The 17,336-nt window shown below is 61.3% G+C and carries 16 protein-coding genes and 2 tRNA genes; 7 read left to right on the forward strand and 11 right to left on the reverse strand.

Annotated features, from left to right (window positions below; all coding sequences use genetic code 11):
• Positions 1-1,969 precede the first annotated feature (1,969 nt).
• The 3 genes from HWX69_RS16335 to HWX69_RS16345 form a co-directional block, all read right to left on the reverse strand.
• The gene (locus HWX69_RS16335) at positions 1,970-4,090 is read right to left on the reverse strand and encodes a DUF7845 domain-containing protein (RefSeq protein WP_178918101.1); all 2,121 of its coding nucleotides are present in this window, start codon (positions 4,088-4,090) and stop codon (positions 1,970-1,972) included.
• An 87-nt stretch (positions 4,091-4,177) separates the two neighbouring features.
• Positions 4,178-4,249, reverse strand: a tRNA-Thr gene (locus tag HWX69_RS16340).
• Between the two features lie 29 nt (positions 4,250-4,278).
• Positions 4,279-4,923, reverse strand: a complete 645-nt coding sequence (locus HWX69_RS16345) for a DUF7114 family protein (protein ID WP_178918102.1) — start codon at positions 4,921-4,923, stop codon at positions 4,279-4,281.
• Positions 4,924-4,982: 59 nt separating this feature from the next.
• Between HWX69_RS16345 and HWX69_RS16350 the strand changes: the two genes are divergently transcribed.
• On the forward strand, positions 4,983-5,690 hold the full coding sequence (locus HWX69_RS16350) for an enoyl-CoA hydratase/isomerase family protein (RefSeq protein WP_178918103.1): 708 nt from the start codon (positions 4,983-4,985) through the stop codon (positions 5,688-5,690).
• Positions 5,691-5,760: 70 nt separating this feature from the next.
• Complete coding sequence (locus HWX69_RS16355; protein WP_178918104.1) at positions 5,761-6,348, forward strand: hypothetical protein; 588 nt, start codon at positions 5,761-5,763, stop codon at positions 6,346-6,348.
• 3 nt (positions 6,349-6,351) lie between these two features.
• Here HWX69_RS16355 and HWX69_RS16360 read toward each other — a convergent pair whose 3' ends face one another.
• Positions 6,352-7,179: an NAD+ synthase gene (locus HWX69_RS16360; RefSeq protein WP_178918105.1), complete on the reverse strand. Its 828-nt coding sequence runs from the start codon at positions 7,177-7,179 to the stop codon at positions 6,352-6,354.
• 245 nt (positions 7,180-7,424) lie between these two features.
• Between HWX69_RS16360 and HWX69_RS16365 the strand changes: the two genes are divergently transcribed.
• Both HWX69_RS16365 and HWX69_RS16370 read left to right on the forward strand, forming a co-directional pair.
• Positions 7,425-7,495 (forward strand) — tRNA-Gly (locus tag HWX69_RS16365).
• A gap of 273 nt (positions 7,496-7,768) precedes the next feature.
• Entirely contained in the window at positions 7,769-8,173 is a 405-nt protein-coding gene (locus HWX69_RS16370) for a CBS domain-containing protein (protein WP_178918106.1), read from the forward strand.
• Between the two features lies 1 nt (position 8,174).
• On the opposite strand, the gene HWX69_RS16375 is transcribed toward HWX69_RS16370, so the two are convergent.
• From HWX69_RS16375 to HWX69_RS16385, 3 genes are all read right to left on the reverse strand, one after another.
• Positions 8,175-9,806 carry a potassium channel family protein gene (locus tag HWX69_RS16375; RefSeq protein WP_178918107.1) on the reverse strand — a complete coding sequence of 544 codons (1,632 nt, stop codon included), beginning with the start codon at positions 9,804-9,806 and terminating at the stop codon, positions 8,175-8,177.
• Between the two features lie 78 nt (positions 9,807-9,884).
• Complete coding sequence (locus tag HWX69_RS16380) at positions 9,885-10,442, reverse strand: hypothetical protein (RefSeq protein WP_178918108.1); 558 nt, start codon at positions 10,440-10,442, stop codon at positions 9,885-9,887.
• Between the two features lie 47 nt (positions 10,443-10,489).
• Positions 10,490-11,212 carry an Nmad3 family putative nucleotide modification protein gene (locus HWX69_RS16385; protein ID WP_178918109.1) on the reverse strand — a complete coding sequence of 241 codons (723 nt, stop codon included), beginning with the start codon at positions 11,210-11,212 and terminating at the stop codon, positions 10,490-10,492.
• 91 nt (positions 11,213-11,303) lie between these two features.
• On the opposite strand from HWX69_RS16385, the gene HWX69_RS16390 reads away from it, so the two are divergent.
• Positions 11,304-12,644, forward strand: a complete 1,341-nt coding sequence (locus HWX69_RS16390) for an arylsulfotransferase family protein (protein WP_178918110.1) — start codon at positions 11,304-11,306, stop codon at positions 12,642-12,644.
• 3 nt (positions 12,645-12,647) lie between these two features.
• On the opposite strand, the gene HWX69_RS16395 is transcribed toward HWX69_RS16390, so the two are convergent.
• A complete protein-coding gene (locus HWX69_RS16395) occupies positions 12,648-13,544 on the reverse strand; it encodes an acyltransferase (RefSeq protein ID WP_178918111.1) in 897 nt (298 codons plus the stop codon).
• Positions 13,545-13,752: 208 nt separating this feature from the next.
• On the opposite strand from HWX69_RS16395, the gene HWX69_RS16400 reads away from it, so the two are divergent.
• Both HWX69_RS16400 and HWX69_RS16405 read left to right on the forward strand, forming a co-directional pair.
• Complete coding sequence (locus tag HWX69_RS16400) at positions 13,753-14,811, forward strand: aldo/keto reductase (protein ID WP_178918112.1); 1,059 nt, start codon at positions 13,753-13,755, stop codon at positions 14,809-14,811.
• Between the two features lie 99 nt (positions 14,812-14,910).
• Positions 14,911-15,237: a DUF5811 family protein gene (locus HWX69_RS16405; protein WP_178918113.1), complete on the forward strand. Its 327-nt coding sequence runs from the start codon at positions 14,911-14,913 to the stop codon at positions 15,235-15,237.
• Between the two features lie 13 nt (positions 15,238-15,250).
• Here HWX69_RS16405 and HWX69_RS16410 read toward each other — a convergent pair whose 3' ends face one another.
• From HWX69_RS16410 to HWX69_RS16420, 3 genes are all read right to left on the reverse strand, one after another.
• Complete coding sequence (locus HWX69_RS16410) at positions 15,251-15,433, reverse strand: hypothetical protein (protein ID WP_178918114.1); 183 nt, start codon at positions 15,431-15,433, stop codon at positions 15,251-15,253.
• A gap of 77 nt (positions 15,434-15,510) precedes the next feature.
• The gene (locus HWX69_RS16415) at positions 15,511-16,626 is read right to left on the reverse strand and encodes a DNA-methyltransferase (protein ID WP_178918115.1); all 1,116 of its coding nucleotides are present in this window, start codon (positions 16,624-16,626) and stop codon (positions 15,511-15,513) included.
• Positions 16,627-16,682: 56 nt separating this feature from the next.
• Complete coding sequence (locus HWX69_RS16420) at positions 16,683-17,321, reverse strand: MjaI family restriction endonuclease (RefSeq protein ID WP_178918116.1); 639 nt, start codon at positions 17,319-17,321, stop codon at positions 16,683-16,685.
• Between the last annotated feature and the right edge of the window lie 15 nt (positions 17,322-17,336).

The raw sequence follows: 17,336 nt of genomic DNA on the forward strand, positions 1-17,336 counted from the left end.
GGGCGGTGGAAGCCTGAACAGCGGCGCCGAGATGCTTCGGGCATCCGGGTTTCAGAAGGACCATTAGGCGGTTGAATCGACCGCGAGGGCGACGGCTTCCGCGTGTCCCTCCCGTTTCAGACGGCGCCTTGGGCGGTGGAAGCCCGAATCACGATCTCCCGAAAGAGGTGAAGCACTAGTTTCAGACGGACCCTTCGGTGGTTGAAGCACGCGCGGGCTGAAGAAACTCGGTGACATCGAGATCAGTTTCAGATGGACTCTAGGGCGGTTGAAGCATCGAGAGACCGATCGTTATCTTGAGTCAGACGTGTATCAGATGGGCCCTCGTGGGATTGAAACATGACGGTCGCGTACATGATATGAGAGGCGATTGAATTTCAGACGGACTGCGTGGGTTTGAAGCCACATCTCGAAGTCTGCGCAGTGCTGCGCGTAGAGGTTTCAGATGGTCCCGTGGGCGGTTGAAGCGACCTCGTCACGTACAAGATGTATCCGTGGCTCCCCGTTTCAGACGGACTCATTGACGGTTGAACCAACCCGAACGATAGCCCCCTCCGGGCTGACAGCGAGTTTCAGACGGATTCATGGACGGTTGAAGTAACACCCCGGACCGGGACAACCCCGTAATTGAGTGGGTTTCAGAAGGACCCTCGGGTGCTTATAGTGCTGGACCGGCAGAGGAATTTATGAGCTACAAAGAGTTTCAGGCGGACCCCTGGGTGGTTGAAGCTCGAGGTACTTCTGCGGGTTCCTATGGGCGGCTTGTTTCAAACGGACGCGTGGGCGGTTGAAGCGGGACTGACAGCGACCCGGACGCGTACCGCTTCGAGTTCCAGACGGATTCTTGGGCGGTTGAAGCGGCACAACCAAGATCGCGTCCACGCGTGTCTCGCATTTCAGACGGACCCATGAGCGGTTGAAGCATCCACCCAAACAGCAGCCCTGGGGGACCGGCAGCGGTTTCAGACGGACCCGTAGGGGTTGAAGTATGGTACTTATCATGGGTGCCATTGCGCTCGTCGTGTTTCAGATGGACTCCTATAGGGTTGAAGGACTTGACGACGGTAAGAACATCTCAAGAGATTACGTTTCAGATGGACTTTTGGGCGGTTGAAGAGATGATCTGACCAAGGTTGACACATCGAACGACAACGTTTCAGATGGACCCGTGGGCGGTTGAAGCTGGGACGCCCGCCACTGGTCCAATGGTCGGAAGGTGGTTTCAGACGGACCCATAGGCGGTTGAAGCAACCACTACCCGGAGGACGGCCGTGTTGCGGTCACTGTTTCAGACGGACTCATGGGCGGTTGAAGCACCAAGACGCTCTTTGACACGGCGGAGAACAACGCGTTTCAGACGGACCCTTGGGCGGTTGAAGCACGGTCCCGCGTGACGAACTCCTCGCCAAAATTGAGGGTTTCAGACGGCCCCGTGGGCGGTTGAAGCGATCCACGGCACGCCATCGCCGGCCACCGAAAGCAGTTTCAGACGGATCCTTGGGCGGTTGAAGCAAGGCCGAGAACGCGATGTACGACATCGAACCCCAGTTTCAGACGGACCCGTGGGCGGTTGAAGCGGCCGCGCGTACGTCTTTGAGGGAGGTGGGTTCTGGTTTCAGACGGACCCACGGGCAGTTAAAATTGCGACCACTATCTCATCCAGTTCTTACCCCAAGGTGCTTCAAACGAACTCGTGCGATTGATCTCCCTATAGCAGGAGAGTACTTTTTGCCGTTGTGGTGCTGTACCGGAGGGCCGAAGGCCCGTAGGTGTCCTTTGTTGGGTGCCTTTAGGCACACCCCCTAAACGGAAAGTAGGGCTGGGTAGTCGAATTCTACAGCGTCAACGAACCGCCGGCTGAGTACCAAAGCAACAAACCGCAGAAACCACCGCTGAGTAGGGCCAAAAAGCAGCTATTTTTGCTGCTTAACACTGCCCAGAATAGTGATGCCTCTCAGCAGGCAGCCGGTTAGCTCACGGTCGGCGCAAACTCCATATGGACGTTCGTCCCATCGGTGAGATTCACGACAGCCTGGCCGTGTCGCGCCAACTGGGAAGCGTCCGCATCCTTGCCACCGAAGGCTGCCCGGAGCTTCGAGAGACCGTCTGTGAGGATCTCCCGGGCTTCTTGGCTGCTCTCGGGCCGGTATCCCATTCGGAGATACAGCCGTGGGTCACCGTCGGGATCGTCAACGCCCTCGAGATACCGCTGGACCCATCGGTCGAAGGGCGAGTCCCCATCAGTATCAGCCCCAGCCACGAACTGAGCGGCTTTGTCGGCAAGCCGGTCGACATGCTCTTGCCATCGGCCAAAGTCGCCCAGCAGGTCACCAGCGCGTTCTGCTAGCCGTTGAGCCAAGTGATGCGACTTCAACTCGACCGAGCCGTAGGAATGCTCAACAACATCCTCGAGCCGTTCCAACGATCGAAGGATCGTCTCGTAGTGCTTGCCCAGATCGGCTGCAAGCCCCTTCGGAGATGTTTCGCCACCGTCTGCGAGCAGCCGGTTGATGACTTTCGCATCAGTATCGTACCGTTCGGGGTTGCACATCTTCGTCACCGCCCGCGTTACCATATGCTCCTGTTCTCGTTCCAATTCGGGCAGTGGATCCGCAACCAGCGTCCGCTCACGGCGGCGGGGCTCAACCGTGAACACCGCGTCGTCGACGAACACCTGGCGATCCGGCCGCGTCGGCAACCCTGCCCATCGGAGCGTGTTCAGCAGCTGCTCATCCAGCTCCCGTGCCATGTCGTTCAATCCAATCGCGTCCGCGTCGGCCTGCCGGTCGAATTCCAGCGCCTCGGGGTTCCAGTAGACTTTCGTATCCGAACGAGACCGTTGGTAGGAGACCCCCAGCTTAGGGTGCCGGAGAGGATCGTCTTCCTCGAGACTCTCCGGATGCTTGACGTGGTAGTGTTTCACCTCCTTCGCAAGCTGGTGCCCGGCCAGAATTTTTCGCGCCCGCATCGAGCCGAAGGTTGCCGTATGATAGTAGCCGGCGACCTCTTGGTCGTCAGCGACGCGCTTGCGGTACCCAGAGCGTTCGCCGGCTAGTACCAAGTTCATCCGCTCCAGCGGACCGTTGACGCCGAATAACGGCCCAGAGTAGTCCTCATCAATGCGGACATACTGCTCACCGTCGATGACGAGACTCCAGGGCTCGACGTTCGGCGCCGACAAATAACGGTCACTTGCCGCGTTTGCGCCACCGTTCACTTCGAAGGCTTGCATCGCATGGTCCAACAGCTCGGGATAGGCACCCGGCTGGTGGTTCGCTCCCTGGGTGTCGACATCAATGCCGATGAAATCTCGCGGGTTTGAGGGCGTTGAGATCCCTTCTTCAGATTCGAGATTGGGCCATCGCGGCCGAATGTGGAAGTTCGCTTTTCGAATTCCATCAGCCGTCTCGACATGCAGCCGGAACTCTCGTACCTTCTCAATCCGGAACGACTCGTCATCCCAGGGCAACAGCTTCGACTCGTCAAACGTGAGAGTCACCTCATATTTCCGATCCTGGTACTCGATAACCCGGGTTGGCGGGCCATCACTCCAGTCAATCCGGCGCATCAGCGAATGCAGCGCATAGTAGGGATCGAGACCGTGCTCGCCGAATTTCAGATATGCCCGAAACTCGTGCCACTGCGTGTCGACCAGGAACGTCCGCTGTTCCCCAGGGGTCTCACCACCGGCTTCGGGAGCCGGTGACTCTTCGTTTTCCTCTTCCTGACCCCGTTCGTCGACTGGCTTCTCGTCGTCGGTCCAGTGCGTATCCCGGTAGTGTTGAGAGTCCGGACATGTGGCGTGATGGGCGACCACGCCATCCGGATTTCGGCGTTCAGTTTCGCAAAAGCGACACACCCACCGGCCGGTGGTCGTCTCTTCGACGCAATCGTCAGCCTCGGCTTCATTGTCGATAGCGTCGTCAACGCTTTTCGACGTTGGAATATCGTCATGCTTTGCGATATCTGCTCTTAGAAGTCCCTCAAGGAGGTCACTGGTTCGCTCTGACTCTGTACGTTCAGAGTCCTCATGAATTTCCTCCAGTCCAGGGACATCCGCATCGTCGCCCGTATGACGGTGGTCCGTCACAGGCGACACCCCATTTTATGAGGTTTGAACTGTGAAGTACAAGGCGTATTCTCCCTATAATCGGGAGAATTTGAACGAATCGTACCAAGCCTAGGCCGGGATTTGAACCCGGGCTCTCGTCCTTACCAAGGACGCGCTTTACCGCTAAGCTACCCAGGCAGGCACTTCTCCGTAGCCGGGTTGCCCCGTTAATCGTTTCGATTCAGCGGCCGCCCGCTATCGATTGACAGGCCTGCCAGGCGGTCGCGTCGTCCGTCGTCGAAAAACGCCTCCGCAGGGTCGAACGGCGAGTTATCGGGCGCGAAATCGTCGGCGAGACCGGCGGCGTCGTCGGTTCGGCCGCCGGAGGCCGAGACGCCGGTGCGGATGGCGAGTTCGAGTACGTCCGTTTCGAGGTTCCCGTCGAGAGCGGCGGCTTGGTCGGGGGCGGCCGATTCGCGGACGGTCTGGTCGCGGCCGAAGGCGCGGACGACGCCCACGGCGTCCTCGGCGGCGTCGGTGCGGGCGAGCAGGTAGAACCCGCGGGCGACCAACACGTCGGCGGCGAGAATCGCCATGTTGGCGGCGTCGCGGTCGCCGCCGTTCCAGGGGTCGTCCTGTGCGAGGTCCCGCGTGAGTCGCAGGCCGTCGTAGATGAGTTGGACGCCGGCGGCCTGTTCGACGAGGTCCTCGGGATGTTCGTCGGTGACGGCGCGGGCGCTCAGAAGCGTCAACACGCCGGGGACGACGGATCCGTCTGCGACGTACTCGTCGATGGTCCGACGGAGTTCCTCGGGGGCGACGTCCGCGACCGACTCGGACGCTGCCCGCCGGACCGCGGCGGCTTCCTCCATTGCCGACATGTTGGGGAGCGAAGGGCAAAGACCTTTGGAAACGGTGGCAATCTCACCGTATGATACGCGTCGAAGACGGCGACGACGTGCGCGTCGTCACGCTCGACCGGCCGGAGCGCCGCAACGCTCTGACGCCTGCAGCGCTGGAGGAACTGGCGGCCGTGGTCACCGACTGTGCCGCGCCAGTGGTGTATCTCCGCGGAGCAGGGGAGGCCTTCTGTGCCGGTGCGGACCTCTCGACGGTCGCGACGGTTGCCGAAAGTGACCCCGAATCAGTGGAGCCGTTCGTTCGTCGCGGGCAGGCCGTCGCCGACGCCATCGAGAGTTCCTCGTCGGTCGTCGTCGCCGGCATCGACGGCCCGGCCCGCGGCGGTGGCGTCGAGTTGGCGCTCGCCTGCGACATGCGGCTGGCGACTCCGGAGGCCACCTTCGGGGAACCGGGCGTGACGTTCGGTCTCTTCGGCGCGTGGGGCGGCACCGTCCGGCTCCCCGAAGTCGTCGGAATGGGCGACGCGCTGGATTTCTCGCTCTCCGGTCGCGTCATCGACGCCGAGGAGGCCCTCCGCATCGGGTTGGTCTCCCGCGTCGTCGAGTCACCGCGCGCCGTTGCCGAACAGGTGGCCGGAAACGACCGCCTCGCGCTCGAACACGTCAAAGAGCGGATTCGAGACCGGGCTCCGAAATCCGAACAGGAAGACGCCGAGGTGGCGGCCTTCGAGGCACTCGTCGACGCACACGCCGACGACCTCCGGGATTTGGGTCAGTGAGTCGAGCCTCACTCGGTTCGTTTCAGTTACCGTAACAGTTGAAAGCCTCGACGGATAAGGGGTGGTAGAAATGCCAGAGTGCGACTACTGTGGTGCCTCCCACGACACCGAGGAGGCACACCTCGAACACCTGAAGTCCGCCCACGCCGACGAACTCGGTCCCATCGACAAGCGCCGAGTCGGCGGTGTCGACGGCGACGACGGCCTCCCGACCGGCCCCATCGCCCTCGGCGTCGTTCTGCTCGCCTCCCTCGGCATCGTCGGCTACGTCGTCTTCGTCGCCGGCAGCGGGAGCGCCGCCGGTGACATCGGACAGGCAGGAAGCGCCCACTACCACGGGACTATCAACGTCACCATCACCGGCGAGACGTTCGATTTCTCACAGGCACGATGGAAACAGCCCCAGGAGTACCCCCGGTTCCACTTCGAGGGGAGTACCGACGACCGGTGGCACTCACACGCGACCGGCATGACGCTGGAGTACGGCATGGACACCCTCGGATTCGAGATTACGGATAATTCGGTGACCTACGACGGCACGGAGTACGTCGACGGCGAGGGGTACGAGGTCGTCGTGGAGGTCAGCGGCGAAGACGTGCAACCCGATTACGTCCTCCAAGAAGGCGACCACATCCGCATCGTCGTCAGCGAAGCCTGATTCTCACAGCGGTTCCGGCGCGGGCGGCATCGACCGCTTGTGTTCGCTCTTTTCGTAGAGGCCGACGACGCGTTCGACGGCCTCCTCGGGCAGTCCGAGCGTCCGCACGGTGGCGTCCTTCGAGAACGGCCCGTCGACGTGGAGTGCGAGAATCGCGTCGAGTTCGTCGTATCCGAGTCCCATCTCCTCTTCGTCGGTTTGGCCCTCCCACATCCCCGCAGTCGGCGTCCGGGTGACGAGATCTTCGGGGACGCCGACCTCGCGGGCGAGTTGCCGGACCTGACACTTGTAGAGGTTGCCGATGGGGTTGCAGTCGACGGCTTGGTCGCCGTACTTCGTGAAGTAGCCCGTCGCGGCCTCCGAGCGATTGCCGGTGCCGAGGACGACCCGACTCTCGGCGTTGGCGACGAAGTAGTTCAACACGCCGCGAGTCCGCACCCGGACGTTCCCGAGCGCCATCCGGTCGTCGGCGGCGTGGTCGGGCGCCGCCTCGACGAAGGAGTCAACGATGGGGTTGATGTCGATTACGTCGTATGCGATACCGAGGTTCTCGGCGACCCGTTCGGCGTCGGTCTTGTCGGCCTCGGGATTGGATTCGCTCGGCATGAGCAGACCGTGTAGTCCGTCGGTTCCCAGGGCCTCGACGGCGAGGTGAGCCGTCAGCGTCGAGTCGATGCCGCCCGAGAGTCCGAGAACGGCTCCCTCGGCACCCGCGTCCTCGACGACGTTCTCGATGAACTCGACGATGTGTTCCCGGTGCGCGTCGAGTTCCGCCTCGGAGAACAGCAAGTCCACGTTCGTCCCCTCGACCAGTGGTGAAGCACTCGTCATCGACGGTCCGTTCGCTCGCTCGTGACTAATAACCTCCCGTCATCGGGGGTTTCTTGGACGGCCGTCCGGTTCCGATGGCGACACCGAGGCGCTACGTTCAAGTGCGGGCGTCAGGTACGTTCTTTTGAGCTCCGGTGGTGAGCGACCCCGTCGCGAGCCGCGGAGCGCGAACGAAGTGAGCGCGCCGTTGGTGAGCGAACCGGAACGTTCGCGATACGCGGGGCGTGAGGAGAGAAGCGACGAACGCGCCGTTGGTCCAGTGGTAGGACATTAGCTTCCCAAGCTAATAGCCCGGGTTCAATTCCCGGACGGCGCATAGCGAGGCCGAACGGAGTGAGGCCTCGGGAATGTGAACGGGGAGCGGAGCGACCCGTGAACGCACTTCCTGTCGTCGTGCGCCGCCCGTAGTTCGAAAACGCTTCGCGTTTTCTCATCCCGGACGGCGCATTGCGAGGCGCGACCGAAGGGAGCGCCTCGTACAGTCGAGCGACCCCGTGAACACTTTTTTCGACGAGACAGCCGAACACCGCGGCGTCTCCTGTCGTTCCGCGACGACAATGCTTAACACACGGCACGGGGAAGAGAAGGTATGGACGACATCTTTGTCGCACGGTTGATGTCCACGGATTTACACACTGTCACCCCGGACACGCTCGTCGAAGACGCCGCGACCGTGATGCGCGAACACGACATTGGCTCCGTACTCGTCGTCGACGAGTCGGGCCATCTGGAGGGGATTCTCACTTCGACCGACTTCGTCGACATCGTCGCCGAGCGGAAGCCGAAAGACCGGACGCCCGTCTCGGAGTACATGTCGACGGGGCTCACCACGGCGTCGGCACAGGACCCGATTCGGGAGGCCGCCGATACGATGCTCGAGGAGGGCATCCACCACCTGCCGGTCGTCGACGAGACGGAGGGCGTCATCGGGATACTCACGACGACCGACCTCACGGCCTACGTCTCCGAACTTCGGTCGCCGGTGTCCGCCTAATTTAGCCGAACCGTTCGGTGAACGCGCTGGTCCCCTCGTCGGTGCCGGCGATAATCAGTTCGTCGCCGTCCTCGATTCGGAAATCCGGGCCGATTTCAGTCCGGACATCGCCGTTCCGTTCGACAGCGATGACCGTACAGTTCGTCTCCGAGCGGACCTCTGCTTCGCCGATGGTCGTGCCGACGAGCCCCGGTGCCTCGGTCTGGACGATGTCGACCTGCTTGTCGAAGGAGATGACTTCCTCGTCGAGAATCGTCGAGGCCAACATCCGGCCGCTGACGGTCGCAAGCGAGAGGACGTAGTCCGCCCCAGCGCGGTAGATTTTGGTGACGTTCTCGTTCTCCTCGGCGCGGGCGAGGATTTCGATATCCGGCGAGAGGTCGCGAGCGACGAGCGTGGCGAACTCGGTCGTCGTGTCGTCCGACAGCGCGAGGACGGCGGTGTTTGCCTCCTGGATGCCGGCCGCTTCGAGTTCCTCGGGGTCGGTCGCATCCCCGACACGGTCGACGCCGGGTTTCTCGACGAGGTCGAGCGTCGTGTAGGGGATACCCTCCTCGTCGAGTCTGCTGGCGACGGAGTCGCCGACCTCGCCGCGGCCGATGAGAAGCGTCTGACTGCTTCGGAAGTGCCGGATGTCCGATAGCGTGAGGTTCTTCAGCCGTTCGAGTTGCGGTTCCTGACCGGTGACGAGCAGGACCGTTCCGGAGTCGATGACCGCGTCCGGCGACGGCGGCGTCTCGAACTGCCCCCGGAACCACGCGCCGATGACGTTCGCGCCGGTCCGCTGTCGGATGCCGATTTCGTCGATGGTCTTCCCGATGAGTTCGCTACCGTGGTGGATTGGCAGTTCGACGATTTCGAACTGGTCGCCCGCTGCGATGGTGTCGGACAGCGACGTGGAGATACTGGTCGTGATTTTCGAAGCGAGACTCCGACCCAAAAGCGCCCGCGGGGAAAACACCGTGTCTGCGCCGGCGAGATGGTGATACCGCTCGCGGGAGGGGTCTTCGGCGAAACTGATGACCTCGACGTCTCCCGCGAGTTCCTTCGCCGTCAAGATGATGCTCGTGTTGATTTGGTCGGTGTCGTCGGCGACGAGCGCCCGGGCAGACGGGAGCTCCGCCGCGCGAAGCCCGTCGAGGGTTTTCGGGTCGGCGTGGATGACCGAATACTCCGCCTCGTGGAGTTCCTCCGCGACTTCGCGGTCCTGCTCAACGACGACGTAGCCGACGCCGTTCGATTCGAGTTCGTCGATGAGAGTTTCGCCGCGGGACGTGAGGTTGCAGATGACGACGTGGTCTTCGAAGTCCTCGACGCTCGTCGGCGCAGTCGTCGAAATAGCCTCCTCGAACAGCGGGAACACCAACACTGGCAGCGCGATGAAGATGAGCAGAACCCCGGTCAGGTCCATGACGACGATTAACACGAGCATCTCCGTCGAGGACCACCCCGCCGAATCGGAGCCGAAGCCGGTCGTCGTGAACGTCTCGACGACGATTTGGAACGATTCGAGGAACGTCCGTGGGTCGTTCTCGAAGGCCGACATCCCGTAGTCGTAGGCGAGAGTGTACGCGAACATCACGGCCAGCAAGCCGAGGAGATAGTAGAACGTGCGATGCCGCCAACTGTCCATGTGACTGCTGCTGTGTCCGGAGGCGATAAAGTATCATCGACAGAGACGGGTCGTCAGCGGCGGCCCGAGGGCTGCCGATTACTCTTCGACCCAGTGACGTTCGCCGCGTTCGTTCCCGTCGGTCACGTCCATCACGTGGTCGGTGAGCAGCTCCGTCACGGGCGTCCAACAGCGATACAGTCGCCGGGCGAAGGCACCGACGACGAGCAGTCCGACTGCCAAGAAGCCGAGGTGATAGAAGCCGCCGATGCCGAACGCTTCGAACGACGGCGTCACGACGACCTCGAAGCCGTGGTATCCGACGGTGACCGCGAGGAAACCGACGAGGAGCTTTGCGGCCACCGCGGCGTTCTCCACTACGGCATCGGGGCCGTCGAGCGCCTGTCCGACGGCGCGTTCGACCGACGGAGCGAGCCACACCAGCGCGACGACGACGAGAAGCGTCAGGACGGCCACGACGGCGTCCCACAGCGACACCGACAGGCCCGCGACCAGGCGGTCGACTGCGGGTGTGACAGCCAAGAGTCCGACCAACAGTATCGAGCCGGCAACCGCGAGACAGCCGCCGACGATGCGTCTGACGGTCCGCTGTTCGAACGACGGGACGAACCGAAGCGGTCCGGTTGTATCACTCATAGGCAATCGTGGCGGTATCCGGCGGTCGGAGATAAGCTTCGTGGCCGTCAGCGGAACGCCCGTTCGTGGGCGCGAGCGTCGTGTATCTCAAGCAGTTCTTCGGTCCCTTCGGCGTCGAATTTCATCGGGCGGCGCCACCACGGCCCCTTTCCGGAGTCACTCGAACAGTCGGTGACGAGCCGGTTGGCGTCGACGCCGGCCGCACGCGAGGACAGGGGCACCGCGATGTCGTACAGTTCCGAGCCCATTCCGTCGCCGTACAGCAGCACCTCGGCGTCGAAGCGCTCGCGCTTACAGTGGGCGTTCTCCGAGAACACCTCCTTGCCGTACGGCGGGAGGTCGTGGTAGTCGGCTGCCGACAGCGGGTCCCGGCCGAGACGGAAGTGGCCGATGACGTAGGTGCCCCACTCGGGAGCAATCCAGTTGGTGGGGTCCGAGCCGGCCGTCGAGAGCGTCGCATAGAAGAACACGAAATCACCCGCCTCAAGTTCCAGTAGCGGACGGGCCTTCACGCCGTGGGGGTCGCCGTAGGTGTACAGCTCCGAGCCGTGGACGCCGGCGAAGGTGGGGTCGAGGTGGACCGGTACGTCGGCGACCGAACCCACGTCGACGTGCAAATCGAGGTCGCCGTAGGTCGGCACGGTGGCCTCTGTGTCGGTGGGTTCGGATTCGGGGATTGGGACGTACTCGAAGCGGCCGTCGTCGTAAATCGGGCCGCGGAACCCCGGTTCGTTCGTGTTGGCTCCGACGTTGATGGCGACGCTCCGCATATCCCTACTTCGAGTCGGTGGGGAAAAGCCGAGCGGATGGCGGCGACGAAAGACCGTCAAAGATTTGCACGGCGACGCGAACACCGTGGGTATGAGAAAGCGACGCGTCGTCGTCCTGACGGCAATCTTCCTCGTGTGTCTCGGCGTTCTCGGCGTTCTCGCGGTCACCGCCGGTGACCCCGTCGAAACCGACGGTGACACGGACGAACGGTTCCCGGGGAACACGCTGGTGACGATTCAAACCTACGGCTGGTTCGGCAACTACAACGGCGACGTGTTCGTTCTCGACGAGAGCGGCGAGCGGGTCTGGGAGTATCAGCCCGACGACGCCGCGGTGTTCGACGGCGAGATGCTCGACAACGGCAACGTGATGGTCTCCTACGGACAGCGCGTCCCCAACAGCGAGTGCCCCGAGGAGTTCAAGGACGCCGGTCCCGAGGGCCAACGCGACCACTGCGTCCAGAACGTCGTCGAGGAAGTCGACCCCGACACCAACGAGCGCGTCTGGGCCTACACGTGGTACGACCACTTCGTCACCTACCACGAGGTCCACGACGCCGACCGACTGGACAGTGGCGAAACGGTCATCATCGACATGGGCCAACACCGGACGTTCACGGTCGACCAGTCGGGGAACATCACTTGGGAGTGGTCCGCCATCGAACACCTCGACGAGGGAACGGAGTTCTGGGCAAACCACGTCGAGGGGACCTCACGCGAGGACCACCACTACACCGGCGGCAGTCAGGACTGGACCCACATGAACGACGTCGACCAACTCGACAACGGTAACTTCCTGATGTCCATCCGGAACTTCGACGTGCTCATCGAGGTCGACCCCGAAACCGACGACATCGTCCGCGTCATCGGGGAACCGGGCAACGAGAACATCATGCACGAACAACACGACCCCGACTACCTCGAGGCTCACGACCACGTCATCGTCTCCGACAGCGAGAACAACCGCATCGTCGAATACGACGCCGAAACGATGGAGGAGGTCTGGCGCTACGAAGGGACAGGTCCGGGGGCAGACGAACACCTCCAGTGGCCGCGGGACGCCGAGCGACTGCCGAACGGCAACACGATGATAGCCGACTCCCGGAACTTCCGAATCCTCGAAGTCAACGAGACTGGGAAGGTCGTCTGGGGCCACGACTTCAGCGAAGAGCGTGGCATCGTCTACGACGTCGACCCGCTCGGACCGGACGGCGAGTTGGGCGAAGAACCCGAAAACGTCCCGCCGGGCGACGACCTCGAAGGCACCTACTACGGCGGCGGCCTTTCCGGCACCATCGCCTTCGCGGAGTCGTGGATTGGCTTCGTGTTCCCCTCGTGGGTCGGCCTGCCGGGGCTACTCGCGCTGTTGACGATGCTCGGTAGTGTCGTCGGACTCACGTGGGAGGGCGTTCGGACGTATCGCCGAGACTGAGAATTACGGTCGGTCGAGGTCCCGCTGGAACTCGTCGAACACCCTGATGTCGTCTGGAACTTCGTAGGGGATGCGTCGCGATTCGCGGTCGTCGGGATGGTCACTGTCGAGTGGTTCGGCCACGTCCTCGAACCCTGGTTTCACGCGGACGCTTTTGGCCGGCATCCCGACCGCGACGTGGTGGTCCGGGATGTCCGACTGGGCGACTCCACGGGAACCGACGACGGCGTTCTCGCCGATTCTGACGCCCGCTCGAACCATCGCGTCGTAGGTGATTCGGGCATCGTCGCCGATTATCGTATGGAAGTTCTCGACTTCGGTCTGGTCGACGATGTCGTGGTCGTGGGAGTAGATGTGGACGCCGTCGGAAATCGAGACGCGGTCGCCGATAGTGAGTTTCCCCCGGTCGTCGAGGTGGACATCGTCGTGAACGACGACGTTGTCGCCAACGGAGATGTTGTGGCCGTAAGTGAACGTGATGCCCTTGAAGAACCGACAGTTCTCCCCGCAGGATTCGAAGAGGTGGTCGGCGAGCATCCGCCGGAACCGAAGCGCGAACTCGACGTTGTCGGCCATCGGCGTGGCGTCGAACTGCCGCCAGAGCCACTGGAGGTGTTTCGATTGCTCGAAGGCGTCCTCGTCCTTCTCGGCGTAGTACTCGCTCTCCAGCGTCGAGTTACACGGGTCGTACCCCTGCAAACGGACGCGCTCGGCCGGAGAAACGTCGCCGCCGCTCTGCCACCGCTCGTAGGCGTCGCGGTCGCCGTGGAGGTCGATGAGAACGTCCTCGACGACGTCACAGGTGCTCTCGTCGCTCGATAGCCGGCGGTCGACCTCGTCGATGAAGGTCCGAAGCCCCTCCTCGGCGTCGGCCGGCAGCGAGACGTGTCGCTTCGTCATTGTCAGTTCGAGGGGACCGAGAGGTGTTAGGGATTGCTGTTGTGACGGGCGCGCACGACCGCGGTTACCTGAAGTGCCGGGAGTCCCCCGCGCGTCGGTGATTCACTCGAAGCCACCGAAACCACCGTCGAGCGGTCACGTTCGTTAGCTGTCCCACTCGTTGAGACGAACCACGACCGCTAAGTGTGTCACCTCCCAACGGGATGGTATGAACTATCGGACGCTTGGCGACTCCGATGTGGAGGTCAGCGAAATCGGCTTCGGTGCCTGGGTCGTCGGCACTGACTGGTGGGGCGACCGAGGCGAACAGCAGGCCGTCGAGATGCTCCAGTACGCCGTCGAACAGGGCATCACCTACTTCGACACCGGCGACGTGTACGGCCACGGCCGCTCCGAGGAGTTGGTTGGTGAGGCACTCGCCGACTACCGCGACGAGGTGACCGTCGCTACCAAACTCGGCTACGACTTCTACAACAATCCCCAGGCCGGCCACGGCGAGCTCCCGAAGGAACTGAACCGGGAGTACCTCGAGGAGGCCTTCGAGAAATCACTCGACCGCCTCGGGATGGACCGCGTCGACGTGTTGCAACTGCACAACGCCAACGTCGAGGAGATGGACGCCGACGTCTTGGAGTTCCTCGACGAAGTTCGCGAGGACGGCCGCGCCGACGCCATCGGGCTGGCGCTCGGCCCCTCCATCGGCTGGCTCGCGGAGGGCGACCTCGCCATCGAACAGGAGTTCGACTCCGTGCAGTTGGTGTGGAACCTCCTCGAACAGGAGGTCGGCAACCACTTCCTCGACACCCTCGAACGGACCGGCTCCTCGACGAGTCTCATCCCCCGCGTGCCGCACTCCTCGGGACTGCTCAACGAGCAGGTCACCCCCGAAACGGAACTCGACGAAGGCGACCACCGCGGTTTCCGCCCCGACGAGTGGTACGAGACCGGCTGGGAGAAAATCGAGACGCTGCGCTTCCTCGAACGCGACGGCGAGCGCACGATGGCCCAGGCGAGCCTCCAGTGGCTGCTCTCACAGGACCACGTCGCCTCGGTCACGCCAACGTTCCGCACCCGCGAGGACATCGACGAGTGGGCCGCCGCCAGCGAGGTGCCCGCCCTCACCGATGAAGAACTAACGCGCGTCGCTGACCTCTACGAGGACAACTTCGGCATCGACCGCGAGGACGGGATGGACGCCCTCCGCTCGTCGGTCGACGGCGAGGACATCCAATCGGCGGGACTGGACAAACAGAGCGCCGGAAGCTAACCGACGGACGCCTCCGTCGTCCTCCCGAGACATATGTACTGCACCGTACAGGTGCCGACGGGTTTTTACCGACACCTCCTGTAGGCAGACCAAGTTCTCATGCACGGAAACACGCCCCACGCCGGTCGGGTCACGGAGGAGCCCACCACCGAAGCGCGCAAAGCGCTGCGTCGCAACATCGAGGCCATCACGTCTTCTACCCGCTCGCTGCTCCCGGACACCTTCGTCGTCGGCGCCGAAATCGTCGACGGTGCCGACGGCCTGCAGGCGACCGTCGCGGTCCAACCCCCCGCCGGCTCCGTCGTCTCCACCGGCTTCACCTTCGACGAGGACGCCGACGAGGTCGAACTCGCCCGCGAACTCGCCGCTGGCGCCGCGCTCGAAGCCAAACACGCCAGCGACGACGTACCCCAGATAGCGAAGTAACGCGTCTCTCGTTTTACTGCGGCGGCACCAACAGTATCGACACCGTAAGCAACAGCCCCGCGAACAGGCTGCCTGCGGCCATTCCGGCGAGAACGGGAACCGCAAACACCCACCCGACTGCGGCGCCGCCGGCGACCGACGCCGGCATCGCCGCCAACAGGCCGTCGTATTGGCTCGGAGTGAGCGTCTCCGTCATACCCGGGACGTGTGGACGGTGGTAATTAAATCTAATTACTCAGAGCTGCTTTTTTTAAGAGGACACTGCTGGTGGCACTATTTAAATTGACTACCGAGCGTAGCCTGTTTCTGCTGACCGCTTGTATCTGCATGAATCGACTCAGATTTATTGTACGGAGAGTGTGCCACTGTATATCCGTTCTCTGCCTGCTCAACATTATCAATCGTATAAAGTTGAAGTGGCTTCTCCTGCTTCGTCGTCACAGGGAAGTCATAGTTCTCCGCCTCATACTTGAAGTCCTTGCCATCCTCAAGACGCTGTTCCACAAATTCCTCGTGGCGACGAATCCGTTTTGAAACAGTGCTATGAGCGAGTTTCTTAATGTCGGAAACTTCAGAATCGAATACATCCATGAACTTCTCCTGTAGTTCATATCCAGCGGAATTCCGGCCTGCAATCATAGCTGCCAGCGAGGTCGTTCCAGTCCCCCAGAATGGGTCAAGGACGGTGTCACCATACACGCTGAACATATTGATGAGACGGTATGGAACTTCCAACGGATACGCTGCCGAACGGTCACGGAGATCCTCGTCAGCGTTCTCTAACTGCTGGAATGTTCCCTTGATTCCCTCCCACACGTCAGAAAACCATTCGTTACGCTCTTCCCAGAAGTATGCTGATTCATACCGCACATCGTTTCCAGACGAGAAATCTCGACTGTCTTTTCCATTTCGGAAGATGAGTAGATATTCGTGTTCAAGGGTCGCATAGGCGTTCGGCGGCATCATCCCGCTTCCCATAAATTTAGCTGCCGAATTTGTGGGCTTCCGCCAGAGAATATCTGGGAGTGGCTCAAACCCCATGTTGTCAAAGTATTCTGTGATGTGGGCGTGGTTCTGGTAGACCCGGAAACTATCTGCGACCTTCCGTGTGGCGTCACCGATGTTGATACAGGCGATTCCACCATCCACGAGAACTCGATTTATTTCGTCCCACGTCTTGTTCAGCTCTTCGTGCATCAACTCGAATGCTTCTCGACCGTCGCCGTCTTCAAGCGCAGTCTCTATATTTGAATTAAGTGAGGAGAATAGGTCGTCCCACATCTCAATCATCGGATACGGCGGCGACGTAACGACAAGCTCAACTTCGTTATCCTCTACTTGCGATAGATTGTTCGAGTTACCAATGAAAACCCTGTGCTCAGTCCTCATACGGACAACCTATCCGTGGAGGTGTTAGTAGTTATTGGTGGTTCCCCAGCCCGACTCTATTTCTCATCTATTGCTTCCGTTAATTCAGAAATATCGACCGTCATCGCCTTGTTTGTCTTGTTCTCGTCGTAGTAGACAATCGGGGCATCAAACTCTTCCTGCAAGTTGTCCTTGTGAGTATTCGGTTTAATTTGAACCGCTTGCTCTCCGATATACCCGTCAATACCCTTGCTCTCCTCACTTGCAGTTGCCCTACGAACCTCCACATCATACATGTCTCCCAGCTTGCGGAGAATCGTTTCCTGAATATCGAACCCCTCATAGGTTTTGAAGAGAACGAGATCGCGGATGTATCTCCGAGTCATCTCCTCGTCAATTTGCTCAAACGCATTCCGCATCTTCTCCACCATCGGATACGCTTTTTCTGCCGACTTTTCCAATCTTTTTTCGCCGTTATATTCCTCAAAGTAGAATTCAACCGAGTCCTCAAACGTTCCGTCTGGATGTTCTTTTCGGAACTCTTCGATGATATCGCTCATTTGTCCCACAACCTCGGGGCGGTTCGATTGTGAGAGATTAATAGCGGGATTTAGGAGATACGTCGTATACTTTGGCGTATCAAAGGGGAATTCATCTACATCTTCAGCCACAAGCCGTTCTCGCTCTTCTTCTGAAATTCGAAATTCATCTGTCATACACGGGGGATCAAA

Source organism: Natronomonas gomsonensis, assembly GCF_013391635.1.
Lineage (GTDB): Archaea > Halobacteriota > Halobacteria > Halobacteriales > Haloarculaceae > Natronomonas > Natronomonas gomsonensis_A.